Here is a 24,891-nt window from a genome sequence, read left to right as displayed (position 1 = left end):
ATGATCCGTATCCCCAAGTCGGAGTACGCCCGTCGGCGCAAGGCGCTGATGGCGCAGATGGAACCCAACAGCATCGCTATCCTGCCGGCGGCGCCGATGTACATCCGCAATCGCGACGTCGAGCATGTCTACCGCCAGGACAGCGACTTCCAGTACCTCACCGGCTTCCCCGAGCCGGAGGCGGTGATGGCGCTGATTCCCGGCCGTGCCCACGGCGAATACGTGCTTTTCTGCCGCGAGCGGGATCCGGAGCGTGAACTGTGGGACGGCCTGCGCGCCGGCCAGGACGGTGCGATCGGCCAGTACGGCGCCGACGACGCCTTTCCCATCGGCGATATCGACGACATCCTGCCCGGCCTGATCGAAGGCCGCGACCGGGTCTACTACGCCCTTGGCGCCAATCCCGACTTCGACCGCCGGCTGATGGACTGGATCAACGTGATCCGCTCCAAGGCCCGCCAGGGCGCGCAGCCGCCGAACGAGTTCGTTGCCCTCGACCACCTGCTGCACGACCAGCGGCTGTACAAGAGCGCCAACGAAGTGAAGGTCATGCGCTACGCCGCCGAGGTCTCCGCCCGGGCGCACATCCGGGCGATGGAGGTGTGCCGGCCGGGGCTGTTCGAGTACCACCTGGAAGCCGAGCTGGAATACGAGTTCCGCAAGGGCGGGGCGAAGATGCCGGCCTACGGCTCGATCGTCGCCGCCGGACGCAACGCCTGCATCCTGCACTACCGCGAGAACGATGCGGCGATCAAGGACGGCGACCTGATCCTGATCGATGCCGGCTGCGAGATCGACTGCTACGCCAGCGACATCACCCGTACCTTCCCCGCCAATGGCCGCTTCAGCCCCGAGCAGAAGGCGATCTACGAACTGGTGCTGGAAGCCAACATGGCGGCGTTCGACTACATCGCCCCCGGTCGCCACTGGAACGAGGCCCATGAGGCCACCGTACGGGTCATCACCGCCGGGCTGGTGCGCCTGGGCCTGCTGGAGGGCGACGTCGACGAGCTGATCGCCCACGAGGCCTACAAGGCTTTCTACATGCACCGCGCCGGCCACTGGCTGGGGATGGACGTGCACGACGTCGGCGAGTACCGCGTCGGCGGCGAATGGCGGGTGCTCGAACCGGGCATGGCGATGACCGTCGAGCCGGGCATCTACATCGCCCCGGACAATACCTCGGTGGCGAAGAAGTGGCGCGGTATCGGCGTACGCATCGAGGACGACGTGGTGGTCACCCGCAATGGCTGCGAAGTGCTGACCAACGGCGTGCCGAAGACCGTCGCCGAGATCGAGGCGCTGATGGCCGCGGCCAAGAGCGAGGCAGCCTGAGGTGACGATGAGCAAGGTCAACCTGGCGATCATCGGCGGGGGCCTGGTCGGCGCCTCGCTGGCGCTGGCCCTGCAGGCCGGCGCTCGGGAGCGCGGCTGGTCGATCGTGCTGATCGAACCCTTCGCCCCCGGCAATGCCTACCAGCCCAGCTACGACGCCCGCTCTTCGGCGCTGTCTTACGGCAGCCGGCAGATCTACGAGCGACTCGGCCTGTGGCCGGCGATCGCCGAGCGCGCCGAGCCGATCCTGCATATCCATGTTTCCGACCGCGGCCGCTTCGGCGCCACCCGCCTGACCGCCATCGAGGAAGGCGTGCCGGCGCTGGGCTACGTGGTGGAGAACGCCTGGCTCGGCCAGTGCCTGTGGAAGGCGCTCGACCCCGAGGTGGTGCGCTGGCACTGCCCGGCCGAAGTGAAGACCCTGGAAGCCCGGGAGGGCGGTTACCGGCTTACCCTCGACGACGAGACGCAACTCGATTGCGAGCTGGCGATCCTCGCCGATGGCGGTCGTTCCGGGCTGCGCGAACAACTCGGCATCGCCGTGGAGCAGACGCCGTACCGGCAGACTGCGCTGATCGCCAACGTATCGCCCTCCGAGGCGCACCTCGGGCAGGCCTTCGAGCGCTTCACCCCCAGCGGTCCGATGGCCCTGCTGCCGTTGCCGGAGAACCGTTGCGCGCTGATCTGGACCCGCCCAGGCAAGGACGCCGAACGTCTGCGTGGCCTCGATGACGCGGCCTTCCTCGGCGAGCTGCAGGCTGCCTTCGGCTACCGCCTCGGCGCCTTCCGCCAGGTCGGCGCACGGCACTGCTACCCCTTGCACCTGGTCGAGGCCCGCGAGCAGGTGCGTCCGCACCTGGTGGTGCTGGGCAACGCTGCGCACAGTCTGCACCCCATCGCCGGCCAGGGCTTCAACCTGTCGTTGCGCGACACCCTGGCGCTGGTCGACGCCCTGCTCCACGACGACGCGCCGCTGGGCGAGTTCGCCGTGCTGCAGCGCTACCTCGATGGGCAGCGCCTGGACCAGCAGATGACCGTCGGCTTCTCCGACCGGGTGACCCGGCTGTTCTCCAACGACCGCGCGCTGCTCGGCGCCGGGCGCAACCTCGGCCTGCTCGGGCTCGACCTGCTGCCGCCGGCCAAGCGCTGGTTCGCCCGCCAGGCCATGGGCCTCGGCGCGCGGCCGCTGTAGCGCCATGCCGGTCTGGTCGAGGGCGCGCAAGGCCCGCCTGCTGCGCTTCGCCATGAACCTCTACCCGCCCTTCCTGGGGGCGGGCATCCGTGTGCGGCACATCGCCGGCGATTTCCGCGAGGTTCGGGTGCACATGGGCCTGAACCGGCTCAATCGCAACTATGTAGGCACCCAGTTCGGTGGCAGCCTCTACGCGATGACCGACCCGTTCTTCATGCTGATGCTGATGGAGAACCTGGGCCGCGACTACGTGGTCTGGGACAAGGCGGCCAACATCGAGTTCGTCAGCCCGGGCAAGGGCCCGGTGCATGCGCATTTCAGCATCGACCAGAAGCTGCTCGACGAGGTCCGTGAGCGGACCGCCGGCGGCGAGAAGTACCTGCCCCGGCTGCACGCCGAAGTGCGCGACGACGCCGGCACCCTGGTGGCGCGGGTTCAGAAAACCCTGTACGTGCGGCTCAAGCCGCGCCTGCGGAACGCGGCCTGAAGAGGGCCCACGAGTGGAGAACGAGGATATGCACGCGGATCTGGTCATCGTCGGCGCCGGCATGGTCGGTAGCGCCCTGGCCCTGGCCCTGGAGGGCAGCGGCCTGGAGGTGCTGCTGGTGGACGGCGGCTCGCTCGACGTGGCGCCGTTCAAGCCGGAGGCGCCCTACGAGCCGCGGGTCAGCGCGCTGTCCGAAGCCAGCCGGCGGATTCTCCAGCGCCTGCACGCCTGGGACGGCATCGTCGCGCGCCGCGCCGAGCCCTATCGCGAGATGCAGGTGTGGGATGGCTCCGGCACCGGGCGGATCGGCTTCAGCGCCGCCAGCGTGCACGCCGAGGTGCTCGGCCATATCGTCGAGAACCGGGTGGTGCAGGACGCCCTGCTGGAACGCCTGCACGATTCCACCACCGGCCTGCTGGCCAACGCGCGCCTGGAACAGATGCGCCACTCCGGTGACGACTGGCTGCTGACCCTGGCCGACGGCCGTCAGTTGCGCGCGCCGCTGGTGGTCGCCGCCGACGGCGCCAACTCGGCGGTACGCCGCCTGGCCGGCTGCGCCACCCGCGAATGGGATTACCTGCACCACGCCATCGTCACCAGCGTGCGCTGCGAGAACGCGCACCGCGCAACCGCCTGGCAGCGCTTCACCGACGACGGCCCGCTGGCCTTCCTGCCCCTGCCGGACCGCGGCGACGAACACTGGTGCTCGATCGTCTGGTCGACCACCCCGGAACAGGCAGAACGGCTGATGGCGCTGGACGAGGATGGCTTCCGCGCTGCCCTCGGCGAAGCTTTCGAACGGCGCCTGGGCGCCATCCTGCATGCCGACCGGCGCCTGTGCATCCCGCTGCGCCAGCGGCACGCCAAGCGTTACGTCGAGCCGGGCCTGGCGCTGGTCGGCGACGCTGCGCACACCATCCACCCGCTGGCCGGACAGGGCGTGAACCTGGGTTTCCTCGATGCGGCGGTGCTGTCCGAGGTCCTGTTGCATGCCCTGGAGCGCGGCGAACGGCTTGCCGACGAACGCGTGCTGAGTCGCTTCGAGCGGCGGCGGATGCCGCACAACCTGGGCATGATGACGGCGATGGAAGGCTTCGAACGCCTGTTCCAGGCCGACCGGTTGCCGCTGCGCTGGCTGCGCAACGCCGGCCTGCGCCTGGTCGACGGCCATCACGAGGCCAAGGCGCTGTTCGTCCGCCAGGCGCTTGGCCTCAGCGGCGACCTGCCGGCGCTGGCACGAGTCTGAGCGGGGCGGCTCCCCTGACGGGAGGGCCGCCAGTCCTCAGAACAGCGCCGCGCAGTCACGCATGACCTGCGCCTTGTTGCGCAGGTAGAGCCCGAACAGGTTGCGCGCGGCTTCTTCGTTCACCTCGATTTCCATCGCCTCGACGAAGGCGTTCACCGCCGCCGTGGCGTGGGCGAAGTGATTGCTCTCGGTGCCGCCGGTGTGCACCGTTACCCAGGCCACGGTGGCGCGGGCGCGTTCGGCGGGTACGCCCATGTCGCGGCTGAACCATTCCTTGTACAGCGGGTGGATGTACTCCACCTCGCCGTGGGTATAGACCTCGTGTACCAGCGTGGTCAGCAGTCCCTGCATCAGGTCGCGCTCGCGCAGGCGCTGGCGGTCGGTCCAGTCCTTGAACGCCTGCGCCGAAGGCAGGCAGTTCTCGCGCAGCAGCCAGCGGTCGTCGCCGCAAAGGGTGGTGGCCATGGTGTAGAAAAGATCGGCATGCACGGTGTTGCCGAGGGCGCCGAGGTCTTCGTCGGTGATCCGTTGCAGGCTGCCGCAGGCTCGATAGAGCTGGTCTGCCGCTGCCGAACCCTGTTCCGAACGGGCCAGTAGGGTCAGGCGATTGGCCAGCCCGGAAACGCTGGCCGCCGAGTTGTTGGTCTTCGACCAGCTGGCGAAGAACTTGCGCAGCGGCTCGACCGCCTGGCGCCGGGCGGTGACCCGGGCGAAGGCGTCCTCGATGTCCAGCAACGACGCCGTTTCGTCCCAGAAGGCCCGGAACAGCGCATGGCGCAGGGGTCCGGCGGGCATGTCGTTGAGGACTGGCTCGATGACGCCGAGCAGCTTGCTGTGGGGGGTGATGACATGGTTCATGGCTAACCTCCTGTCGGTTCTTGTTGTTCTTGCGATGGTTACGGTCTTCCTTGCGACGCGCGCAGGGCCGCGCGTTCGGCCTGTGGTGCGGACCAGCCGTAGCGGGTCAGCAGCAACGGCAGCAACTGGGCCAGGAGGATCAGGCCCAGGCAGCCCGGCCAGCCCCAGCGGTCCCAGAATGGCGCCGGCAGCACCGCGCCGAGGCTGCCGCCGGCGTAGTAGCAGGCCAGGTAGAGGCCGACGGCGCCGGCCTTGTCGGTGCCGGCGTTGCTGGCGGTGAAGGCGTTGACCGTGGACTGTGCGAGGAACACGCCGGTGGCGCTGAGAGCCAGGCCGACGAGAATCGTCGGCAGGCCCGGCGCCAGGGTCAGCAGCGAGCCGCAGACGCCCAGCAGCGATGCGCCCAGCAGCAACTGGCGGTGCGGGCGGGCGCGGGCCAGGCGGCCGCTGGCGGGAATCACCAGCAGGGCGAGGAGGAACACCGCGTAGATCGAGCCGAGCTGAGCGGTGTCCAGGCTGTACGGCGGACGGCTGAGATGGATGCCGATATAGGTGAACATGGCGACCTGGGAAAAGAGGACACAGAACCCCACCGCGTAGGACGACAGCAGCGGAGCCCGGAACAGTTCACGGGATACTAAGGGGCGTTTCCCGGGTGCGGGCGAGTGCCTGCCAGAATTGGCAGGGAGCAGCGCGCGGATGGCGACGGCGATGAGCAGGGTCAGCCCGGCGAGGATCCGGAAGGCGACGCGCCAATCCCACTCCTCGGTCAGCAGGCCGGTGAGGAAGCGTCCGGCGAAGCCGCCGAGGATGGTCCCGGCGACATAGAGGCTGGTCAGCTCGATGACCGCGCCGCCGCTCCAGCGCTCGCCGATGTAGGCCACGCTGCTGGCGAACAGCAGGGGAATCAGCATCCCCTCGGCGAAGCGCCAGAGCAGGAAGGCGGCGAAGCTGCCGGCATGGGCGGCCAGCAGCATGGGCACGCAGAGCAGGCTGGCGGCGAAGGCGATCACCCGGCTGCGCTCGCGGCCGCCGCTGAGCCGGCCGACGAAGGGCGCGGCGAGGGCCACCGCCAGGGTGGTGGCGGTGATGCTCCAGTTCGATTGATGGGCGCTGATGTGGAAGCTCGCCGCCAGTTCGTCGAAGATGCCCTGGGTGGTATAGAGATTGAGGAACGCAGCGCAACCGCAGAGAAACAGCGCGAGGCGGGGGAAACCCTGGGACGAATTCATGGAACGCTCTGCCTGGACGAGAAACCCCCTGTTATAGGGGCGCTCCCGACGGGCTGGCCAATACCGATTCAGGACCGATCGATACCGAGGAACCGCATGCTCGACCTACGCCGCCTGCGCTGCTTCGCAGCCGTTGCCGAAACCCTGCATTTCGGCCGCGCCGCCCAGCGCCTGCACATGGCGCAGCCGCCCTTGACCCGGCAGATATCCGCGCTGGAGGAAGAGCTGGGCTTTCGCCTGTTCGACCGCTCCAGCCGGGCGGTGACCCTCACCGCCGAGGGCAGCCTGTTCCTGCCTTACGCACGCGGCCTGCTGGACCAACTGGAGCGCACCGCCGGCTTCGCCCGCAAGCTGGCGCAGGGGCTGGCCGGCCACCTGACCCTCGGCTACGCCAGCTCCATCGCCCTGTCGGACCTGTTCACCGAGGCGATCCGACTGTTCCGCGAGCGCCATCCGGAGGTGCAACTGGAGCTGCTCGAAGGCGCTTCGGCAGCGCAATGGGCGCAGATCGCCGAAGGCGGCATCGATGTGGGGCTGGGGCGCCTGCCGCCGCCGGAAGGCCAGGTTGGCATCGAGGTGCTGGCCCTGGGCGGCGAGCCGCTGGTGGTGGCCGTGCCCAACGGCGATCCGCTGGCGCGGCAAGAGCGGATCGGCCTGTACGATCTGCGTGATCGGCCGCTGATCCTGTTTCCGCTGGACTACGGCTCCGGCCTCAACGAACTGATCGAGCGCCTCTACCGGAAGGCCGGGCTGGCGCTGACGAGGGGACCGGCCGGACGCCAGATCACCTCGATCATCGCCCTGGTCGCGGCCGGCCAGGGCGTTGCCCTGGTGCCGCGTTGCAGCACCGCGCTGGCCCGGGCCGGAGTCGTCTATCGCCCGCTGGCCGAGCCCGAGGCGCTGGCCGATTTCCTCGTCTTCACCCGCTGCCATGGCCGCAGCGCCGCGGTGGAGGCGTTTCTCGCCATCCTCGGCGGCCTGGACGCAGGCGAAACACCCCGACACATTTAGTCGCGCGGGTTCGCAAGCGAGATTTCTTATCATTCGTGCCTACGTTCCGCTGACGAGGCTGTTCTTCATGCAGGCAAGCAAAGCTCTACTCGCCGCCCTGGCTCTGGGCATCACCGGCCTGGCCCAGGCCGCCGACGAAGTGGTGGTGTATTCCTCGCGCATCGACGAGCTGATCAAGCCGGTGTTCGATGCCTACACCAGCAAGACCGGCGTGAAGGTCAAGTTCATCACCGACAAGGAAGCGCCGCTGATGGCGCGGATCAAGGCCGAAGGCGCGAACACCCCGGCCGACCTGCTGCTCACCGTGGACGCCGGCAACCTCTGGCAGGCCGAGCAGATGGGCCTGCTGCAACCGTTCAAGTCGGCCACCATCGAACGGAACATTCCCTCGCAGTATCGTTCCAGCACCGATAGCTGGACCGGACTGTCGCTGCGCGCGCGGACCATCGTCTACTCCACCGAGCGGGTCAAGCCGGAAGAGCTGAGCACCTACGAAGCCCTGGCCGACAAGCAATGGGAAGGCCGCCTGTGCCTGCGCACGGCGAAGAAGGTCTACAACCAGTCGCTGACCGGGACCCTGATCGAGACCCACGGGGCGCAGAAGACCGAGGAAATCCTCCAGGGCTGGGTGAACAACCTGGCCACCGACGTATTCGCCGACGACAACGCGGTGATCCAGGCGGTGGACGCCGGCCAGTGCGACGTCGGCATCGTCAATACCTACTACTACGGACGCCTGCACAAGCAGAACCCGAACCTGCGGGTCAAGCTGTTCTGGCCGAACCAGGCCGACCGCGGCGTCCACGTCAACCTGTCGGGCATCGGCCTGACTCGCCACGCGCCGCATCCCGAGGCAGCCAAGGCGCTGGTGGAATGGATGACCGGGCCCGACGCCCAGGCGCTGTTCGCCGGGATCAACCAGGAATTCCCGGCCAACCCGCAGGTCGCGCCGTCAGCCGAAGTCGCCAGCTGGGGCAGCTTCAAGGCCGACAGCATCCCGGTGGAAGTCGCCGGCAAGCGCCAGGCCGAGGCGATTCGCCTGATGGACCGCGCCGGCTGGAACTGACCGCCGGTTATACTCGGCGCCCCGGCTCGTCCGAGCGGGGCGTCGTTCGTTCCGCACCGAGGATTTCGTGGCCCATCCCGCTCCCCGCCGCTGGTACCCCATCACCTTCACCGTTGCCGCGCTGGTGCTGCTGCCGCTCAGCGTGCTGCTGCTGAGCTGGCTGGAGATCGACCGGGAAATCTGGAGCCACCTGTGGGATACCCAGTTGCCGCGCCTGCTCGGCAACACCCTGACCCTGGTGCTCGGCGTCGGCATCGGCGTGACTCTGCTCGGGGTCAGCCTGGCCTGGCTCACCAGTCTCTGCGAATTCCCCGGGCGGCGCTGGCTGGACTGGGCGCTGATGTTGCCGTTCGCGATCCCGGCCTACGTCCTGGCGTTCGTCTTCGTCGGCCTGCTGGATTTCGCCGGACCGGTGCAGAGCCTGCTGCGCGAGTGGTTCGGCAGCGGCCTGCGGTTGCCGCGCGTACGCTCCACCGGCGGGGTGATCCTGGTACTGGTGCTGGTGTTCTATCCCTATGTCTACCTGCTCGCGCGCAGCGCCTTCATCGCCCAGGGCAAGGGCCTGATGGAAGCCGCGCGGGTCCTCGGCCTGTCGCCCTGGCAGGCGTTCCTGCGGGTCGCCCTGCCGATGGCGCGGCCGGCGATCGGCGCCGGCCTGGCGCTGGCGGTGATGGAAACCCTGGCCGACTTCGGCGCGGTATCGGTGTTCAACTTCGATACCTTCACCACCGCTATCTACAAGACCTGGTACGGCTTCTACAGCCTCTCCAGCGCCGCCCAGCTGGCCAGCCTGTTGTTGCTCGGGGTATGCCTGGTGCTGCTCGGCGAGCGCCACACGCGAGGCCGGGCCAAGGCCGCCAGCGAGCGTCCGCGCGGCGCGCCGCTGTACCGCCTGCGCGGCGCCAGGGCGCTGGCGGCGAGCGCCTGGTGCGGGCTGGTGTTCCTCTGCGCCTTCGTGATTCCCGTGGCGCAACTGGTTGTCTGGTTCTGGCGCCAGGGCCGTTTCGACCTCGACGAGCGCTACTGGGACCTGATCGGCCATACCCTGACGCTGGGCGGCATCGCCGCACTGGCGACGGTCGCCGTGGCCCTGCTGCTGGCCTTCGCCGTGCGCCTGGCGCCGACCCGCGCTATCCGCGGCGCGGTGGGCCTGGGCAACCTCGGTTATGCGCTGCCGGGCTCGGTCCTGGCGGTTTCGATCATGCTGGCCTTCAGTTGGCTGGACAATCACTGGGTGATCCCGCTTTCCAGCGCCCTCGGCGGCGCCGGCAAGCCGCTGCTGCTGGGCAGTCTGTTCGCCCTGCTGCTGGCCTACCTGATCCGTTTCATGGCGGTGGCCTACGGGCCGCTGGAAAGCGGGCTGGCGCGGATCCGCCCGTCGCTGCCGGAAGCCTCGCGCAGCCTCGGCGTGGGCGGCCCGCTGCTGTTCCTGCGGGTCTACCTGCCGCTGTTGCTGCCGGCCTCGCTGAGCGCCGGGCTGCTGGTCTTCGTCGACGTGCTCAAGGAGATGCCGGCGACCCTGCTGATGCGTCCCTTCGGTTGGGACACCCTGGCCGTACGGATCTTCGAGATGACCAGCGAGGGCGAATGGGCGCGCGCCTCGCTGCCGGCCCTGACCCTGGTGCTGGTCGGCCTGCTACCGGTGGTCGGGTTGATTCGTCGTTCTGCCCATCATTCCGATCGCTGAGCCTAGTATCCATGCAGGCCGTAGGGTCTATGCACAGATCGCGGCACGCTTCCATGGTGTCCTGCTCCGGGGCTTGCGGCTACAATGCGCGCGATTTCGTGCCGGCGGTCCCTGCCGACGGCACCCGCTACGCCCGGAAGGAGAATACCCATGGGATTGCGCACCCCGCTTTACGAGCTGCACGTCGCGCTCGGCGCCAAGATGGTCGATTTCGGCGGTTGGGACATGCCGCTGCACTACGGTTCGCAGGTCGAGGAGCACCATCAGGTCCGGCGTGACTGCGGCGTCTTCGACGTGTCCCACATGACCGTGGTCGACGTCGCCGGCGAGCAGGCCACGGCCTATCTGCAGCATCTCCTGGCGAACGACGTGGCGCGCCTCGGCGAGACCGGCAAGGCGCTCTACAGCGCGATGCTCAACGAAGAGGGCGGGGTGGTCGACGACCTGATCGTCTACCTGACCGAGAACGGCTACCGGGTGGTGGTCAACGCCTCCACCCGCGACAAGGACATCGCCTGGATGCAGGCGCAGGCCGCCGGCTTCAAGGTCGACCTGCAGGAACGCGGCGACCTGGCGATGCTCGCCATCCAGGGCCCCAACGCCCGCGTGCACAGCTCCGAACTGGTATCCCCGGCACGCGCCGCGCTGATACGCGAACTCAAGCCGTTCCAGGGCCGTGCCGAGGGCGACTGGTTCATCGCCCGCACCGGCTACACCGGCGAGGACGGCCTGGAAATCATGCTGCCGGCCGCCGAGGCGCCAGGCTTCCTCAACGAGCTGGTTGGCGCCGGGATCTCCCCGGCGGGCCTGGGGGCGCGCGATACGCTGCGCCTGGAGGCCGGGCTCAATCTCTACGGCCAGGACATGGACGAAAGCGTTTCCCCGCTTGCCGCCAACATGGGCTGGACCGTAGCCTGGGAGCCGGTTGCGCGGGACTTCGTCGGCCGCCGCGCGCTGGATGCGCAGAAGGCCGCCGGCGACCAGCCGAAGCTGGTCGGCCTGGTTCTGGAGGAGCGCGGCGTGCTGCGCGCCCACCAGGTGGTGCGGGTAGCTGGCATTGGTGAGGGGGAGATCACCAGCGGCAGCTTTTCGCCTACCCTGAACAAGTCCATCGCGCTGGCCCGCGTGCCGGCCGCCACCGGCGACCGCGCCGAGGTGGAAATCCGCGGCAAGTGGTACCCGGTACGGGTGGTCCAGCCCAGTTTCGTGCGTCACGGCAAGCCCCTGATCTAACCTGGCAATGGCGACCGCCGTCGCCCCCGACTTCGAGGAAAACAAGATGAGCAATATTCCCGCCGAACTGCGTTACGCCCAGAGCCACGAATGGGCGCGTCTGGAAGCCGACGGCAGCGTTACCGTGGGCATTTCCGACCATGCCCAGGAAGCCCTTGGCGATGTGGTCTTCATCGAGCTGCCGGAGCTGGGCAAGACCCTCGCCGCCGGTCAGGAAGCGGGCGTGGTCGAGTCGGTGAAGGCCGCCTCCGACATCTATTCGCCGATCGGCGGCGAAGTCATCGCTATCAACGAAGCCCTGGCCGACACCCCGGAAGACGTCAACAACGACCCGTACGCGTCCTGGTTCTTCAAGCTCAAGCCGAGCAATCCGGCCGAGCTGGACAAGCTGCTCGACGCCGCTGGCTACCAGGCCGCCGTCGACGCGGAAGGCTGAGCCGCCGCGTAGTCGCGACAAAACCCGCTATCCTTGGACAAGGCCTCGATCATTCGAGGCTTTGTTCTTTTTGCAGCGGCGAAATGCGTTTTCGCCGTCGTTGCTTTCTCATTCGATATCCGTTCGGCGACGATCGCTGGCAGGGCGATGCCGCCCCCAACGAGACCGAAGCCATGTCGCAGACGCCGTCCCTCGCCCAGCTCCAGCCCGCCGATGCCTTCCTGCGCCGCCACCTCGGCCCCGATCCGGCGGAACAGCAGGCCATGCTGGATTTCCTCGGAGTTTCCACTCGCGCCGAACTGATCGTGCAGACGGTGCCGCCGGCGATCCGCCTCAACCGGCCGCTGGAACTGCCCGCCGCGCTCGACGAACAGGCCGCCCTGGCGCGCCTGCGCGGCTACGCCGGGCTCAACCAGCGCTGGACCAGCCTGATCGGCATGGGCTACTACGGCACCGTGACGCCGCCGGTGATCCTCCGCAACGTGCTGGAGAATCCCGGCTGGTACACCGCCTATACGCCCTACCAGCCGGAAATCGCCCAGGGCCGCCTGGAAGCGCTGCTGAATTTCCAGCAACTGACCATCGACCTCACCGGACTCGACCTGGCCAGCGCCTCGCTGCTCGACGAAGCCACCGCCGCCGCCGAGGCCATGGCCCTGGCCAGGCGGGTGGCGAAGGCCAGGAGCAACCGGTTCTTCGTCGATGCGCATTGCCATCCGCAGACCGTTTCGGTGTTGCGCACCCGCGCCGAGGCGTTCGGTTTCGAACTGGTCGTCGACGAGCCGGACAATCTTGCCGCCCACGCGGTGTTCGGCGCCTTGCTGCAATACCCGGACAGTCGTGGCGAGATCCGCGACCTGCGCCCGCTTATCGAGGCGTTGCACGGCCAACAGGCGCTGGCCTGCGTCGCCAGCGACCTGCTCGCCCTGTTGGTGCTGACCCCGCCGGGGGAACTCGGTGCCGACGTGGTGCTCGGCAGCGCCCAGCGCTTTGGCGTACCGATGGGCTACGGCGGGCCGCACGCGGCGTTCTTCGCCACCCGCGAAGGGTACAAGCGGGCAATGCCGGGGCGGATCATCGGCGTTTCCCGCGACGCCCGCGGCAACCCGGCGTTGCGCATGGCCCTGCAAACCCGCGAGCAGCACATCCGTCGGGAAAAAGCCAACTCGAACATCTGCACCGCCCAGGTGCTGCTGGCCAACATTGCTTCGCTGTATGCCGTCTACCATGGGCCGCAGGAGCTGAAACGCATCGCCCAACGCGTCCAGCGCCTGACCGCGCTGCTGGCGGCGGGCCTGGAAAGCAAGGGACTGCGGCGGCTCAACCGGCACTTCTTCGACACCCTGACCTACGAGGTCGGCGAGCGTCAGGCGGCGATCCTCGAGCGGGCGCGGGCGGCGCGGGTCAACCTGCGCGTGGTCGACGACCGGCGGCTGGCCCTGAGCCTCGACGAAACCTGTGACGCGGCGACCCTGGCGACCCTGTTCGAGATCTTCCTCGGTGCCGGCCACGGGCTGGATGTCGCGCACCTGGATGGCGGGGCGGTGGACGACGGCATTCCGGCGGTCCTGCAACGCACTTCGGCCTACCTGCAGCATCCGGTGTTCAACGCCCACCACAGCGAGACCGAGATGCTTCGCTACCTGCGCCAGCTGGAAGGCAAGGACCTGGCGCTGAACCAGGCGATGATCCCGCTCGGCTCCTGCACCATGAAGCTCAACGCCAGCAGCGAGATGATCCCCATCACCTGGCCGGAATTCGCCGAACTGCATCCGTTCGTGCCGCGCGAGCAGGCCGAGGGCTATCGCCGGATGATCGACGAACTGGAAGCCTGGCTGCGGGCGATCACCGGCTTCGACGCCATCTGCATGCAGCCGAACTCGGGAGCACAGGGCGAATATGCCGGGTTGCTGGCGATCCGCCGCTACCACCAGAGCCGCGGCGATAGCCAGCGCGACATCTGCCTGATTCCCGCATCGGCGCATGGCACCAACCCGGCCTCGGCGATCATGGCCAGCATGCGGGTGGTGATCGTCGAGTGCGATCCCCGCGGCAACGTCGACCTCGACGACCTGCGCCTCAAGGCGGCCGAGGCGGGCGACCGGCTGTCCTGCCTGATGATCACCTATCCCTCGACCCACGGCGTCTACGAGGAGGGGATAGGCGAGATCTGCGAAGTGGTCCACCGCCACGGCGGCCAGGTCTACATGGACGGCGCCAACCTCAACGCCCAGGTCGGCCTGGCGCGACCGGCGGACATCGGCGCGGACGTCTCGCACATGAACCTGCACAAGACCTTCTGCATCCCCCATGGTGGTGGCGGACCGGGCATGGGGCCGATCGGGGTCAAGCGGCACCTGGCGCCGTTCGTCGCCAACCACCCGGTGATCCGCGTCGAAGGGCCGAACCCGCTGAACGACGCGGTCAGCGCGGCGCCCTGGGGCAGCGCCAGCATCCTGCCGATCAGTTGGATGTACATCGCCATGATGGGCCCGCAGTTGGCCGACGCCAGCGAGGTGGCGATCCTCTCCGCCAACTACCTGGCGAACCGCCTGGACGGGGCGTTCCCGGTGCTCTACCGCGGGCGCAACGAGCGCGTCGCCCACGAATGCATCCTCGACCTGCGACCGCTCAAGGCGCAGACCGGGATCACCGAGGAAGACGTGGCCAAGCGCCTGATGGACTACGGCTTCCACGCCCCGACCATGTCCTTCCCGGTGCCGGGCACGCTGATGGTGGAGCCGACCGAGAGCGAGTCGAAGGCGGAGCTGGATCGCTTCGTCGAGGCGATGCTGAGCATCAGGGCCGAGATCGGCAAGGTGGAAAGCGGCGACTGGCCGGCGGAGGACAACCCGCTGAAACGGGCGCCGCATACCCTGGCCGACGTTACCGGGATCTGGCAGAGACCCTACGAGATCGCCGAGGCGGTGACCCCGAGCGAACATGCGCGGGCGTTCAAGTACTGGCCGGCGGTTAACCGGGTGGACAACGTCTACGGCGACCGCAACCTGTTCTGCGCCTGCGTGCCGCTGGACGACTACCGCGAGTGACCTCGCCTCCGGGCGGAGGCGAGGTCGCCGGGGCCTACTGCTGGACGGCGGACTGCTCGCCGCCGGCGAGGATCGCGCTGGCCAGTTCCATGTCGCTGGCCTGCAGGTCCGGGTTGTCGTTGCGCAGCTTCTGCAGGGCGGCTTCCAGGTACGGCCCGCGGATCGCGCCGTCGCTGGCGATGTAGCTGCCGGCGTCGTCCTGCGCGGCGACGATCAGCTTGTGGTCGTGGCGGAAGGTCAGGTAGGTGGAGGCCGTGGTGGCACCCGAGGAAATGATGTTGCGCCAGAAGGTATCGGCCATGGCCGAGCCCAGCGGCAGGGCGGCGATGACCAGGGTGGCGGCGGCGAGTTTGACGGAACGCATGGGGGAACTCCTGATAGGGGGCTGCGTGTTACATCAGATCGCGTTTGCCGTCGCGGAGTTCCAGCGGGGATGACCGTCCGGTCGCTTTTTCCGCTGCCGTACAGCCCCCGCCGGCCGGGAGCTACAGCGATTCAGGGCGCGGCAGGCTCGACGTGCAGCAGGGCGCCGTCCTGGCCGGTGACCCGGACCAGGGCGCCGCGCGGCAGGTCGGGACCGCTGACCAGCCATAACGCGTCCTCGACGCGCAGCTCGCCGAGCCCGCCGACGATCGCCCGGTGCAAGGGAAAGGTGCGGCCGAACAGGTCGTCGCCGCGTCGCTGCAACCCTGGCGTTTCCTCGACGCTACCGGCCTTGCGGCGACGGCGTCGATGCAAGGTGGCGACCAGCCCGGAGAGCAGGACGAACAGCCCTACCTGCCAGGGCCAGGCCAGTCCCGGCAGGAGCGCGCCGAGCGCACCGACACAAGCGGCGGTGAGGCCGACCCGCAGCAGATAGCCGCCGGCACCGAAGATTTCCAGGAGCAGGAGGACGGTACCGAAGGCCAGCCAGTCCCAGAAGTCCAGGCGTAGCAGCAGGATTTCCATCGGCCGGCCCTCAGCGCCGGCTCGGCGGCCGGCCGAGCCACATCGGGCCAGGGACGCCGCTCGCGGCTCGCCGCAGGTGCGGTGCGCCGGGGCTGGGGAGCGTCGGCGCGGGGACGGCGGGGGGAGCGCTCGTCATCGTCTACACCCTTGTCTGTGGGCCTGGCAGGCCCGTCCGGCGTTGTGCCGTGCAACCGTCGGAACTCCGCCGACGGGATGTGCCGCTACTTCTGTTCGCTCTGCGGGGTCACCCGCAGTACTTCCTCCAGCGTACTGATACCCGCGGCGACCTTCTGCGCGCCGGACAGGCGCAGGCTGCGGGTGCCTTCTTTGTACGCCTGGCGGCGCAGGGCGACCAGGTCGGTGTCGGCGGTGATCAGTTCTTTCAGGCTATCGCTGAGCAGCATGATTTCATAGACGCCGGCGCGCCCGCGATAGCCGGTGTCGCGGCACTCCAGGCAACCCACGGCCTGGTGCGCGCCGCTGGGCGGCGGGGCGCTCCAGGGGCGGGTCAGTTCGTGCCAGTCGCTGTCCGCCAGTTGCATCGGCGCCTTGCAGTGCGGGCAGAGTGTGCGCACCAGGCGCTGGGCCATGACCCCGAGCACCGTGGCGCGGATCAGGTAGTAGGGCACGCCCAGTTCGAGCAGGCGGGTGATCGCCGTGGGCGAGTCGTTGGTGTGCAGGGTGGAGAGCACCAGGTGCCCGGTGAGCGCCGCCTGGATCGCCATCTCGGCGGTCTCCAGGTCGCGGATCTCGCCGACCATGATGATGTCCGGGTCCTGCCGCAGCAGGGCGCGTACGCCGCTGGCGAAGGTCAGGTCGATGTTGTGCTGGACCTGCATCTGGTTGAACGAGGGCTCGATCATCTCGATCGGGTCCTCGATGGTGCAGACGTTCACCTCGTCGGTGGCCAGTTGCTTGAGCGTGGTGTAGAGCGTGGTGGTCTTGCCCGAGCCGGTGGGGCCGGTGACCAGGATGATGCCGTTGGGCTGGCTGGTCATGCTCTGCCAGCGGCGCAGGTCGTCGGCGGAGAAGCCGAGCTGGTCGAAGCTCTTGAGCAGCACCTCGGGGTCGAAGATGCGCATCACCATCTTCTCGCCGAAGGCGGTGGGCAGGGTCGACAGGCGCAGCTCCACCTCGGCGCCGTCCGGGGTCTTGGTCTTGACCCGGCCGTCCTGCGGCTTGCGTTTCTCCGCCACGTTCATCCGTCCCAGCGACTTCAGGCGGCTGACCACCGCCATGGTCACCTGCGGCGGGAACTGGTAGACGTTGTGCAGCACGCCGTCGATACGGAAGCGCACGGTGCCCTGCTCGCGGCGCGGCTCGATGTGGATGTCGCTGGCGCGCTGCTGGAAGGCGTACTGGAACAGCCAGTCGACGATGGTGACGATGTGCGCGTCGTTGGCGTCCGGCTCCTGGTCGGCGGCGCCGAGGTTGAGCAACTGCTCGAAGTTGCCGACGCCGCTGATCTTCTGGTCCGGCGAGGTGGCGCCGCTGACCGAGCGGGCCAGGCGGAAGAACTCGACGGTGTAGCGCTGGATGTCCGCCGGGTTCGCCACCACCCGCTTGATCGGTCGCTTGAGCACATGCACCAGGTTGCTTTCCCAGCCCTGTACGAAGGGCTGGGCGCTGGCGATGGTGACTTCCTCCGGACTCAGCGCGACGGCGAGGATGCCATGGCGCTGGGCGAAGGCGTAGGACATCAGCGGAGTCACCGCGGCGACGTCGATCTTCAGCGGGTCGATGCGCAGGTAGGGCTGGCCGGCGTACTCGGCCAGCCACTGGGTGAGGGTCTCCAGGTCGAGCTTGCGTCCGGGGCGCTTGAGATCCTCGACCTGCTGCGCGGCGAGGAACTCCAGCGGATGCTGCTGGTTGCGCACCGCGCTGCGGCGGATCGCCAGGCACTGTTCGGCCTGCTCCTGCCCGACCCGGCCCTGGGCGACCAGCTCGCGGAGCAGGTCGCCGAGGTCCAGCAGGCGGTCCTGGGCGGCGGTGGCGAACACGGACATGCAGACTCCCTTCGGATGATGGCGGTAGCGGCGAAGCTTATTTCATCAGCGCCTTCCAGGGTTTGAGCGTCAGCACAGTATGGGCCTGCGTGGCGCGGGCAGCCAGGCGCTCGGCATCGACAGGTTGCCGCAGCAGCTCCAGCAACTTGGCCAGTTCGCCGTAGAGGCGGTCGGCTTCCGGCAGGTCGAGCACGCCGCGCGCCAGGCGCAACCAGGTAAGCATGCGCTGCAGGCGCGGCGCTTGGTCGGGGAGCAGCTCGGGATGCTGATGGGCGCGCGCCAGCGGCGTGGCCTGGGCTTCTTCGGCAAGGCTGCGCAGCAGCCACTTGCCCAGCGCGGCAGAGCCCTGGCGGTTGCCGCGCTCGTTGCGCGACTCGGTCCAGGCCTTGGCCAGCAGCCAGCGCGAGGCATTCAGGGAGAACAGGCCCCAGCGGGTCTCGTCGAGTTCGCCGCGGAACAGTTGCGGCGCCTGCTGGCGTAGCATCTCGTCGTCACGGCCGCGCTCGATGCGCGGCGCCCAGTCGGCGAGGAGAGCGTCCAGCGCTTCGCGCAGCTCGCGACTGCTGGCGCGTGGCACCGCCTGGCCGAGGCTGCCGAGCAGGGTACGCAGGTCCTGCAGGTGTTGCAGCCAGTCCTCCAGCAGGCGCCAGTGGCCGTTGAAGCGATACTGTTCGGCCAGTCGCTGGCTGCTGCCGAGCAGGTACCAGGCGATGGCGGCGAAGGCACCGTCCAGCGGGGTTTCCGCCAGCAGTTTCTGCGCCGGGGGATCGACCTCGTAGCTGTTCGGGTCGAACAGGCGGTAGCCGCGCTCGGCCTTGCTGATGTCGCAGGGCATCAGCGGCAGGTCGGCGGCCAGTTCCGCGGCCAGCTCCAGCAGCGCGGCGGCATCGCCCTGGCGCAGTTCCAGCTCCAGTTCGCAGATTTCCTCCTGGTTGTCGCCGGCGACCACCTTGCCCAGGTCGAGCGCCGCCTCCACGACTACCCTGGCCTTGCCGCGGCCCCAGGCGATCTCGGCGCGCTGGCGGACGAAGTCGGTGCTGAAGATCGGCTTGAGCTGCTTCTTGTCGAGGTCCTTGAGGGCCGCCGGCCAGCACTTGTCGTCGAGTTTCTTCAGGTCGAGCTTGTTCTTTTCCAGGTACCAGTCCCACTCGTTGCGTTCGGACAGCCCGGCCACGCTCTGCCCGCGGCTCTTCAGCGTCTGGATGTACTGCTCGCCGTCGCGGCGCATGCGCAGCGCGACCTTGGCCCGGGCCAGCTCGCGGCCGGGGGTGTCGTAGTACTGGTTGTACAGTTCGCGGCGCTCCCAGCCCGATTTGTTGCGTTTCTTCAGCAACGGGTGCTCCTGCAAGGCTTCCAGGGTGGCGCGGCTGACGCGGAGTTTGATTTCGGTTTCTTTCTGCATGGGGCGATGTCCGGCTCGGGACGCCAGGCGTCCGCGGGTGAAGGTGTTCCAGATCAAAGGCGCGCGGGGTGGGTGGCCTATACTTTTCGGCATTTCCACCAGGGAGGCGTTCCATGCCGACCAATCCGTTCATCAGCCTGTTCGGCCGTTCGCCGATCGGGCCGATGCAGCAGCACATCGCCAAGGCCCACGAATGCGCGGCCGGCCTGTTGCCGTTCTTCCGCGCGGTGATCGCCGAGGACTGGGCGCAGGTCGAACAGGTTCAGCAGGACATGGTGCGACTGGAGCAGGAAGCCGATCGGCTGAAGAAGAACGTCCGGATGCACCTGCCCAAGAGCCTGTTCCTTCCGGTGCCGCGCTCCGATCTGTTGGAGCTGCTCAGTGTACAGGACAAAGTCGCCAATCGCGCCAAGGACATCGCCGGGCTGATGCTGGGCCGGCGCATGCGCATCCCGCTGCCGCTGCAGGGCCAGATGCTCGCCTACGTGCAGCGCTCGGTGGACGCCAGCGCCCAGGCGTTGCGGGTAGTCAACGAACTCAACGAACTGCTCGAGACCGGCTTCGGCGGGCGCGAGACCAGTCTGGTGGAGAGCATGGTGGAGGAACTCGAGGCGATCGAGAACGACACCGACCGCATCCAGGTCGAGGTGCGCCGCGAGCTGTTCCGCCTGGAAAGCGAGCTGCCGCCGGTGGACGTGATGTTCCTCTACCAGATCATCGAATGGATCGGCGATGTCGCCGACCGCGCCCAGCGGGTCGGCAACCGCCTGGAGCAATTGCTGGCGCGTTGAGCGCCAGGTTTCTTTCCGCCTTCTGCCCGCATACGGATCCCCGCCCATGTCCCTGATCGCCGACCACGGCTTCGCCTTCCTCGTACTCGCCTGCCTGTTCGGTTTCTTCATGGCCTGGGGCGTCGGCGCCAACGACGTCGCCAACGCCATGGGCACCTCGGTGGGCTCACGGGCGCTGACCATCCGCCAGGCGATCCTGGTGGCGATGGTCTTCGAGTTCTGCGGTGCCTACTTCGCCGGCGGCGAGGTCACCGAAACGATCAGGAGCGGCATCGTCGACCCGCAGTACATGACCCCCGACCTGCTGGTCTTCGGCATGCTCTCGGCCTTGCTGGCCGCCGGGGTCTGGCTGTTGCTGGCGACGATCAAGGGCTGGCCGGTGTCGACCACCCACTCCATCGTCGGCGCGATCATCGGCTTCGCCTCGGTCGGTGTCTCGGTGCACGCGGTGCACTGGGGCGCGATCGGCCCGATCGTCGCCAGTTGGGTGGTGACGCCGGTGCTGTCCGGGCTGCTCGCCTTCACCCTGTTCAGGAGCGTGCAGTGGCTGGTACTGCATGCCGAGGACCCGTTCCGCAGCGCGCGCCGCTACGTGCCGCTGTACATGTTCCTGGCGGGCTTCATGGTCGCGCTGATGACCGTCGGCAAGGGCCTGAAGCATGTCGGCCTGGAGCTTTCCGGCATCCAGACGCTGGGCCTGGCGTTGCTCGCCGGTGGCCTGGTAATGGGCCTGGGCATCGTCCTGCTGTTGCGCATCCGACCCACTGGCGGAGCCGATCCGCGTGGCGGCTTCGCCAGCGTCGAGCGGGTCTTCGCGGTGCTGATGATCTTCACCGCCTGCTCCATGGCTTTCGCCCATGGCGCCAACGACGTGGCCAACGCCATCGGCCCGGTGGCGGCGGTCGTCGCAGTGGTCCAGGCCGGCGGCGACCTGGAACTGGTGACCCGCTCACCGGTGCCGTCCTGGGTACTGCTGCTGGGTGCGGTGGGCATCGTCATCGGCCTGGCTACCTATGGCTACCGGGTGATCGCGACCATCGGCCGGGAGATCACCGAGCTGACCCCCAGCCGCGGCTTCGCCGCCGAGCTGGCGACCGCCTCCACGGTGGTTGGCGCCTCGGCCATCGGCCTGCCGGTGTCCACTACCCATACCCTGGTCGGCGCGGTGCTCGGCATCGGCATGGCGCGCGGTATCGGCGCGCTCAACCTGCGGGTGATCGGCTCGATCTTCCTGTCCTGGGTAGTGACCCTGCCGGCCGGCGCGGTGCTGGCGATCCTGTTCTTCCTGGTCCTGCGCGCGCTGTTCGGTGCCTGAGCGCGGTCTTCGTCGGCTGGCGCAGGCGGAACCGGAACGGACGGTTTTATCCACCGCCGCGATAGGCCATGATGGGGCTCGATCCGTGTGGAGAGTCCCATGCCGTTGCCGTCTCTGAAAGACCAGTTCGGCGCGCTGATCGCCGCGTCTTCCGTCAGTTGCACCCAGCCCGAGCTGGACCAGACCAACCGCCCGGTGGTCGACCTGCTGGCCTCCTGGTTGGGCGATCTAGGCTTCCGCTGCGAGATCCGGGAAGTCTCGCCGGGCAAGTTCAACCTGCTGGCCAGCTACGGCAGCGGTCCCGGCGGGCTGGTGCTGGCCGGCCACACCGATACCGTGCCCTACGACGAAGCGCTGTGGAGCAGCGATCCGCTGCGCCTGGACGAGCGCGACGGCCGCTGGTACGGCCTCGGCAGTTGCGACATGAAGGGCTTCTTCCCGCTGGTCATCGAGGCCCTGCTGCCGCTGCTCGACCAGCCGTTCCGCCAGCCGCTGATGATCCTCGCCACCTGCGACGAGGAAAGCTCGATGGCCGGCGCCCGTGCCCTCGCCGAAAGCGGGCGGCCGCTGGGGCGCGCCACGGTGATCGGCGAGCCGACCAACCTGCGGCCGATACGCCTGCACAAGGGGGTGATGATGGAGCGCATCGAGATTCTCGGGCAGAGCGGCCATTCGTCCGATCCGAACCTCGGGCGCAGCGCCCTGGAGGCGATGCACGCGACCATCGGTGAGCTGATGGCGCTGCGCGGGGAATGGCAGCAGGCCTGGAACAACCCGCAGTTCAGCGTGCCCCAGCCGACCCTGAACTTCGGTTGCATCCACGGCGGCGACAATCCCAACCGCATCTGCGGCCAGTGTTCGCTGGAATTCGACCTGCGCCCGCTACCCGGCATGCAGCCTGAGCAGTTGCGCGAGGCGATCCGCCAGCGCCTGCGGCCGCTGGCCGAACGGCACAAGGTGAGCATCGACTACCAGCCGCTGTTCCCTGCCGTGCCGCCGTTCGAACAGGCGCAGGACAGCGAACTGGTACGCGTCGCCGAACGCCTGACCGGGCATCGCGCCGAGGCCGTGGCGTTCGGTACCGAGGCGCCGTACTTCCAGCGCCTGGGCAGCGAGACCCTGGTCCTCGGTGCCGGCGACATCGCCTGTGCCCACCAGCCCGACGAGCACCTCGAACTGGCGCGTATCGAACCGATGGTCGGCGTGCTGCGCCGGCTGATCCAGCATTACTGCCTGACGCCCGCCGCCGACTGAAGCGCGGCGTGGCCGGCGACCAGCTCGAAGCCGCCGTTGATGACGAACTGCACGCCCATCGCCACCAGCAGGAAGCCGACCACTCGCGAGATGGCGTCGATCCCGGATTCGCCGAGGAACTTCATGATGCGCCCGGAGCTTTGCAGGGCGATCCAGAAGATCAGCGCGGTGAGCAGGGTGACGGTGATCGCCGCGAGGTGGATGAACAGCGGAATGCTTCCGTAGGTGGATTGCAGCGTCGACGCCGAGCTGACCACCAGGGCGATGGTCCCCGGCCCCGCGGTACCCGGCAGGGCCAGCGGAACGAAGGACAGGTCGCGGAAGTGCGGGGTGATCTTTTCCTCGTCCGACAGCAGGTCGTGCTGGACTTCGGTCTCGTCCGGCGTGGTGGCGGGGAACAGCATGGTGAAGCCGATATAGGCGACGATCAGCCCGCCGGCGATGCGCAGGCCGGGAATGGAGATGCCGAACACCTGCATCACCAGGCTGCCGCCGTAGAAGCTGACCAGCATGATCAGCGCCACGTAGAGGCTGGCCTTGAATATCTGCCGGTTGCGCTCCGCCGGCGGCAGGCTGCCGCCGAGGCCGAGCAGCAGCGAGACGCTGGTCAGCGGGTTGGCTACCGGGAGCACGGCGAGCAGGCCGACCAGGACGTGATGGAAGTATTCGCTCATGGATTTTCCTCGTTCGCGTGGGTGCGCGCCGGACGGCACGGCGAACGAGGCAGCCTAGCGAAAAAGCGCTGCGCGAGTTAACCGGGGTTTTCGGATAGTTTTTTTCAGAAATAGTGGTAAAACGGTTCGGTCCGGCCCCAAGCCCCGTACCATGGTCGAATCCCGCCGCTGCGGGGCCGCCGAGGGTTTAAACTCGCGCGTGATCCATCCGTCTCGTTAACCAGAAAGTGAGGAGAAGCCTGTCGATGTTGCTGCGACGACGATAACGGCGCCCTTCGGGCCGTCCCGGCCGCTCACGCTTTGCTCTCGCTCACGAAACGACAGGCTTTCCCCACCATGCCCGACTACGTCAACTGGTTACGTCACGCTTCGCCCTACATCAACTCGCACCGGGACCGCACCTTCGTGGTCATGCTCCCCGGCGAAGGGGTGGAGCATCCCAATTTCGGCAATATCGTCCACGACCTGGTCCTTCTCCACAGCCTCGGCGCGCGCCTGGTGCTGGTGCACGGTTCGCGCCCGCAGATCGAGGCGCGCCTGGCCGCGCGCGGCCTGGCTCCGCGCTATCACCGCGACCTGCGAGTGACCGATGCGCCGACCCTGGAATGCGTCATCGACGCCGTGGGTAGTCTGCGCATCGCCATCGAGGCGCGGCTGTCGATGGACATGGCCGCCTCGCCGATGCAGGGCGCGCGCCTGCGGGTCGCTGGCGGCAACCTGGTCACCGCGCGGCCGATCGGCGTGGTCGAGGGTGTCGACTACCACCATACCGGTGAGGTCCGTCGCATCGACCGCAAGGGCATTGGCCGCCTTCTCGACGAGCGCAGCATCGTCCTGCTCTCGCCGCTGGGCTACTCGCCGACCGGGGAAATCTTCAACCTGGCCTGCGAAGACGTGGCCATGCGCGCCGCCATCGACCTGGAAGCGGAAAAGCTGATTCTCTACGGCGCCGAACAGGGCCTGCTGGACGCATCCGGCAAGCTGGTCCGCGAACTGCGCCCGCAGCAGGTGCCCGCGCACCTGCAACGGCTGGGCAACAGCTACCAGGCCGAGCTGCTGGACGCCGCGGCGCAGGCCTGCCGGGCCGGGGTCAAGCGCAGCCATATCGTCAGCTACACCGAGGACGGCGCGCTGCTCAGCGAGCTGTTCACCCGCACCGGCAACGGCACCCTGGTCGCCCAGGAGCAGTTCGAGCAGTTGCGCGAGGCGGGCATCGAGGACGTTGGCGGGCTGATCGAGCTGATCCGCCCGCTGGAAGAGCAGGGCATCCTGGTACGCCGTTCCCGCGAGGTGCTGGAACGCGAGATCGAACAGTTCAGCATCGTCGAGCGCGAAGGGCTGATCATCGCCTGCGCCGCGCTCTACCCGATCGCCGATTCCGAGGCGGGCGAGCTGGCCTGTCTGGCGGTCAACCCGGAGTACCGCCACGGCGGGCGTGGCGACGAACTGCTGGAGCGGATCGAGGAGCGCGCGCGCGGACTCGGCCTGAAGACCCTGTTCGTGCTCACCACGCGGACCGCGCACTGGTTCCGCGAGCGCGGCTTCCAGCCCAGCAGCGTAGAGCGGCTACCGGCGGCGCGGGCCTCGCTGTACAACTTCCAGCGCAATTCGCAGGTATTCGAGAAGAGCCTGTGATCCGCCGGCGCGTCCCTGGGCGCAGGGGCGCGC

At 68.3% G+C, this 24,891-nt stretch carries 21 protein-coding genes; 14 read left to right on the top strand and 7 right to left on the bottom strand.

Going from position 1 to position 24,891, the window contains the following annotated elements; translation table 11 throughout:
• From pepP to VQ065_RS29965, 4 genes are read left to right on the top strand one after another with little or no spacing between them, the layout of a single operon-like run.
• Entirely contained in the window at positions 1-1,335 is a 1,335-nt protein-coding gene (pepP, locus tag VQ065_RS29980) for a Xaa-Pro aminopeptidase (protein ID WP_003096308.1), read from the top strand.
• Between the two features lie 7 nt (positions 1,336-1,342).
• Complete coding sequence (ubiH, locus tag VQ065_RS29975) at positions 1,343-2,527, top strand: 2-octaprenyl-6-methoxyphenyl hydroxylase (RefSeq protein ID WP_003096305.1); 1,185 nt, start codon at positions 1,343-1,345, stop codon at positions 2,525-2,527.
• 4 nt (positions 2,528-2,531) lie between these two features.
• A complete protein-coding gene (locus VQ065_RS29970; RefSeq protein WP_003096300.1) occupies positions 2,532-3,014 on the top strand; it encodes a hotdog fold domain-containing protein in 483 nt (160 codons plus the stop codon).
• Between the two features lie 28 nt (positions 3,015-3,042).
• The gene (locus tag VQ065_RS29965) at positions 3,043-4,260 is read left to right on the top strand and encodes a 2-octaprenyl-3-methyl-6-methoxy-1,4-benzoquinol hydroxylase (protein WP_003110667.1); all 1,218 of its coding nucleotides are present in this window, start codon (positions 3,043-3,045) and stop codon (positions 4,258-4,260) included.
• Between the two features lie 36 nt (positions 4,261-4,296).
• On the opposite strand, the gene VQ065_RS29960 is transcribed toward VQ065_RS29965, so the two are convergent.
• Both VQ065_RS29960 and VQ065_RS29955 read right to left on the bottom strand, forming a co-directional pair.
• On the bottom strand, positions 4,297-5,118 hold the full coding sequence (locus VQ065_RS29960) for a hypothetical protein (RefSeq protein ID WP_003096295.1): 822 nt from the start codon (positions 5,116-5,118) through the stop codon (positions 4,297-4,299).
• A gap of 38 nt (positions 5,119-5,156) precedes the next feature.
• Positions 5,157-6,350, bottom strand: coding sequence for an MFS transporter (locus tag VQ065_RS29955; protein WP_003096293.1), 1,194 nt, complete (start codon positions 6,348-6,350; stop codon positions 5,157-5,159).
• 96 nt (positions 6,351-6,446) lie between these two features.
• On the opposite strand from VQ065_RS29955, the gene VQ065_RS29950 reads away from it, so the two are divergent.
• The 6 genes from VQ065_RS29950 (at position 6,447) to gcvP (ending at position 14,833) form a co-directional block, all read left to right on the top strand.
• Positions 6,447-7,361 carry a LysR family transcriptional regulator gene (locus VQ065_RS29950; RefSeq protein WP_003096291.1) on the top strand — a complete coding sequence of 305 codons (915 nt, stop codon included), beginning with the start codon at positions 6,447-6,449 and terminating at the stop codon, positions 7,359-7,361.
• 67 nt (positions 7,362-7,428) lie between these two features.
• The gene (locus tag VQ065_RS29945; protein WP_003096289.1) at positions 7,429-8,427 is read left to right on the top strand and encodes an extracellular solute-binding protein; all 999 of its coding nucleotides are present in this window, start codon (positions 7,429-7,431) and stop codon (positions 8,425-8,427) included.
• A gap of 67 nt (positions 8,428-8,494) precedes the next feature.
• Positions 8,495-10,114: an ABC transporter permease gene (locus VQ065_RS29940; protein WP_014604115.1), complete on the top strand. Its 1,620-nt coding sequence runs from the start codon at positions 8,495-8,497 to the stop codon at positions 10,112-10,114.
• Positions 10,115-10,264: 150 nt separating this feature from the next.
• Complete coding sequence (gcvT, locus tag VQ065_RS29935) at positions 10,265-11,347, top strand: glycine cleavage system aminomethyltransferase GcvT (protein ID WP_003096286.1); 1,083 nt, start codon at positions 10,265-10,267, stop codon at positions 11,345-11,347.
• Positions 11,348-11,393: 46 nt separating this feature from the next.
• A complete protein-coding gene (gcvH, locus tag VQ065_RS29930) occupies positions 11,394-11,783 on the top strand; it encodes a glycine cleavage system protein GcvH (RefSeq protein ID WP_003107397.1) in 390 nt (129 codons plus the stop codon).
• A 173-nt stretch (positions 11,784-11,956) separates the two neighbouring features.
• Complete coding sequence (gene gcvP / locus VQ065_RS29925) at positions 11,957-14,833, top strand: aminomethyl-transferring glycine dehydrogenase (RefSeq protein WP_023098871.1); 2,877 nt, start codon at positions 11,957-11,959, stop codon at positions 14,831-14,833.
• A 34-nt stretch (positions 14,834-14,867) separates the two neighbouring features.
• Here gcvP and VQ065_RS29920 read toward each other — a convergent pair whose 3' ends face one another.
• The 4 genes from VQ065_RS29920 to VQ065_RS29905 form a co-directional block, all read right to left on the bottom strand.
• Positions 14,868-15,197, bottom strand: coding sequence for a DUF2388 domain-containing protein (locus VQ065_RS29920; RefSeq protein ID WP_003096280.1), 330 nt, complete (start codon positions 15,195-15,197; stop codon positions 14,868-14,870).
• Positions 15,198-15,328: 131 nt separating this feature from the next.
• The gene (locus VQ065_RS29915) at positions 15,329-15,781 is read right to left on the bottom strand and encodes an NfeD family protein (protein WP_003096278.1); all 453 of its coding nucleotides are present in this window, start codon (positions 15,779-15,781) and stop codon (positions 15,329-15,331) included.
• Positions 15,782-16,002: 221 nt separating this feature from the next.
• On the bottom strand, positions 16,003-17,787 hold the full coding sequence (locus VQ065_RS29910; protein ID WP_003096276.1) for a GspE/PulE family protein: 1,785 nt from the start codon (positions 17,785-17,787) through the stop codon (positions 16,003-16,005).
• 37 nt (positions 17,788-17,824) lie between these two features.
• Complete coding sequence (locus tag VQ065_RS29905; RefSeq protein WP_003096273.1) at positions 17,825-19,189, bottom strand: CYTH domain-containing protein; 1,365 nt, start codon at positions 19,187-19,189, stop codon at positions 17,825-17,827.
• 113 nt (positions 19,190-19,302) lie between these two features.
• Here VQ065_RS29905 and VQ065_RS29900 point away from each other — a divergent pair, with 113 nt between their 5' ends.
• The 3 genes from VQ065_RS29900 to argE all read left to right on the top strand — a co-directional run bounded on the left by VQ065_RS29900 (position 19,303) and on the right by argE (position 22,549).
• The gene (locus VQ065_RS29900) at positions 19,303-19,980 is read left to right on the top strand and encodes a TIGR00153 family protein (RefSeq protein WP_003096272.1); all 678 of its coding nucleotides are present in this window, start codon (positions 19,303-19,305) and stop codon (positions 19,978-19,980) included.
• A 46-nt stretch (positions 19,981-20,026) separates the two neighbouring features.
• Positions 20,027-21,295 carry an inorganic phosphate transporter gene (locus tag VQ065_RS29895; RefSeq protein WP_003096269.1) on the top strand — a complete coding sequence of 423 codons (1,269 nt, stop codon included), beginning with the start codon at positions 20,027-20,029 and terminating at the stop codon, positions 21,293-21,295.
• Between the two features lie 99 nt (positions 21,296-21,394).
• Complete coding sequence (gene argE / locus VQ065_RS29890; protein ID WP_003096268.1) at positions 21,395-22,549, top strand: acetylornithine deacetylase; 1,155 nt, start codon at positions 21,395-21,397, stop codon at positions 22,547-22,549.
• Here the strand turns inward: argE and VQ065_RS29885 are convergent.
• Positions 22,522-23,223 carry a MarC family NAAT transporter gene (locus VQ065_RS29885; protein ID WP_003096266.1) on the bottom strand — a complete coding sequence of 234 codons (702 nt, stop codon included), beginning with the start codon at positions 23,221-23,223 and terminating at the stop codon, positions 22,522-22,524. The genes argE and VQ065_RS29885 overlap by 28 nt on opposite strands.
• Positions 23,224-23,559: 336 nt before the next feature.
• On the opposite strand from VQ065_RS29885, the gene argA reads away from it, so the two are divergent.
• Positions 23,560-24,858 (top strand): amino-acid N-acetyltransferase, encoded by a 1,299-nt coding sequence (gene argA / locus VQ065_RS29880; RefSeq protein WP_003096265.1) that lies wholly within the window; start codon positions 23,560-23,562, stop codon positions 24,856-24,858.
• Positions 24,859-24,891: the final 33 nt, after the last annotated feature.

Source organism: Pseudomonas sp. KBN10P06128, from assembly GCF_037574945.1.
Lineage (GTDB): Bacteria > Pseudomonadota > Gammaproteobacteria > Pseudomonadales > Pseudomonadaceae > Pseudomonas > Pseudomonas aeruginosa.
The sequence above is the reverse complement of the archived record's forward strand: the minus strand, read 5'-3'. Positions and strand labels throughout refer to the sequence as shown.

Coding starts and splice junctions, on each gene's coding strand:
- pepP (WP_003096308.1), top strand. CDS start 1: ATGATCCGTATCCCCAAGTCGGAGTACGCCCGTCGGCGCAAGGCGCTG.
- ubiH (WP_003096305.1), top strand. CDS start 1,343: ATGAGCAAGGTCAACCTGGCGATCATCGGCGGGGGCCTGGTCGGCGCC.
- VQ065_RS29970 (WP_003096300.1), top strand. CDS start 2,532: ATGCCGGTCTGGTCGAGGGCGCGCAAGGCCCGCCTGCTGCGCTTCGCC.
- VQ065_RS29965 (WP_003110667.1), top strand. CDS start 3,043: ATGCACGCGGATCTGGTCATCGTCGGCGCCGGCATGGTCGGTAGCGCC.
- VQ065_RS29960 (WP_003096295.1), bottom strand. CDS start 5,118: ATGAACCATGTCATCACCCCCCACAGCAAGCTGCTCGGCGTCATCGAG.
- VQ065_RS29955 (WP_003096293.1), bottom strand. CDS start 6,350: ATGAATTCGTCCCAGGGTTTCCCCCGCCTCGCGCTGTTTCTCTGCGGT.
- VQ065_RS29950 (WP_003096291.1), top strand. CDS start 6,447: ATGCTCGACCTACGCCGCCTGCGCTGCTTCGCAGCCGTTGCCGAAACC.
- VQ065_RS29945 (WP_003096289.1), top strand. CDS start 7,429: ATGCAGGCAAGCAAAGCTCTACTCGCCGCCCTGGCTCTGGGCATCACC.
- gcvT (WP_003096286.1), top strand. CDS start 10,265: ATGGGATTGCGCACCCCGCTTTACGAGCTGCACGTCGCGCTCGGCGCC.
- gcvH (WP_003107397.1), top strand. CDS start 11,394: ATGAGCAATATTCCCGCCGAACTGCGTTACGCCCAGAGCCACGAATGG.
- gcvP (WP_023098871.1), top strand. CDS start 11,957: ATGTCGCAGACGCCGTCCCTCGCCCAGCTCCAGCCCGCCGATGCCTTC.
- VQ065_RS29920 (WP_003096280.1), bottom strand. CDS start 15,197: ATGCGTTCCGTCAAACTCGCCGCCGCCACCCTGGTCATCGCCGCCCTG.
- VQ065_RS29915 (WP_003096278.1), bottom strand. CDS start 15,781: ATGGAAATCCTGCTGCTACGCCTGGACTTCTGGGACTGGCTGGCCTTC.
- VQ065_RS29910 (WP_003096276.1), bottom strand. CDS start 17,787: ATGTCCGTGTTCGCCACCGCCGCCCAGGACCGCCTGCTGGACCTCGGC.
- VQ065_RS29905 (WP_003096273.1), bottom strand. CDS start 19,189: ATGCAGAAAGAAACCGAAATCAAACTCCGCGTCAGCCGCGCCACCCTG.
- VQ065_RS29900 (WP_003096272.1), top strand. CDS start 19,303: ATGCCGACCAATCCGTTCATCAGCCTGTTCGGCCGTTCGCCGATCGGG.
- VQ065_RS29895 (WP_003096269.1), top strand. CDS start 20,027: ATGTCCCTGATCGCCGACCACGGCTTCGCCTTCCTCGTACTCGCCTGC.
- argE (WP_003096268.1), top strand. CDS start 21,395: ATGCCGTTGCCGTCTCTGAAAGACCAGTTCGGCGCGCTGATCGCCGCG.
- VQ065_RS29885 (WP_003096266.1), bottom strand. CDS start 23,223: ATGAGCGAATACTTCCATCACGTCCTGGTCGGCCTGCTCGCCGTGCTC.
- argA (WP_003096265.1), top strand. CDS start 23,560: ATGCCCGACTACGTCAACTGGTTACGTCACGCTTCGCCCTACATCAAC.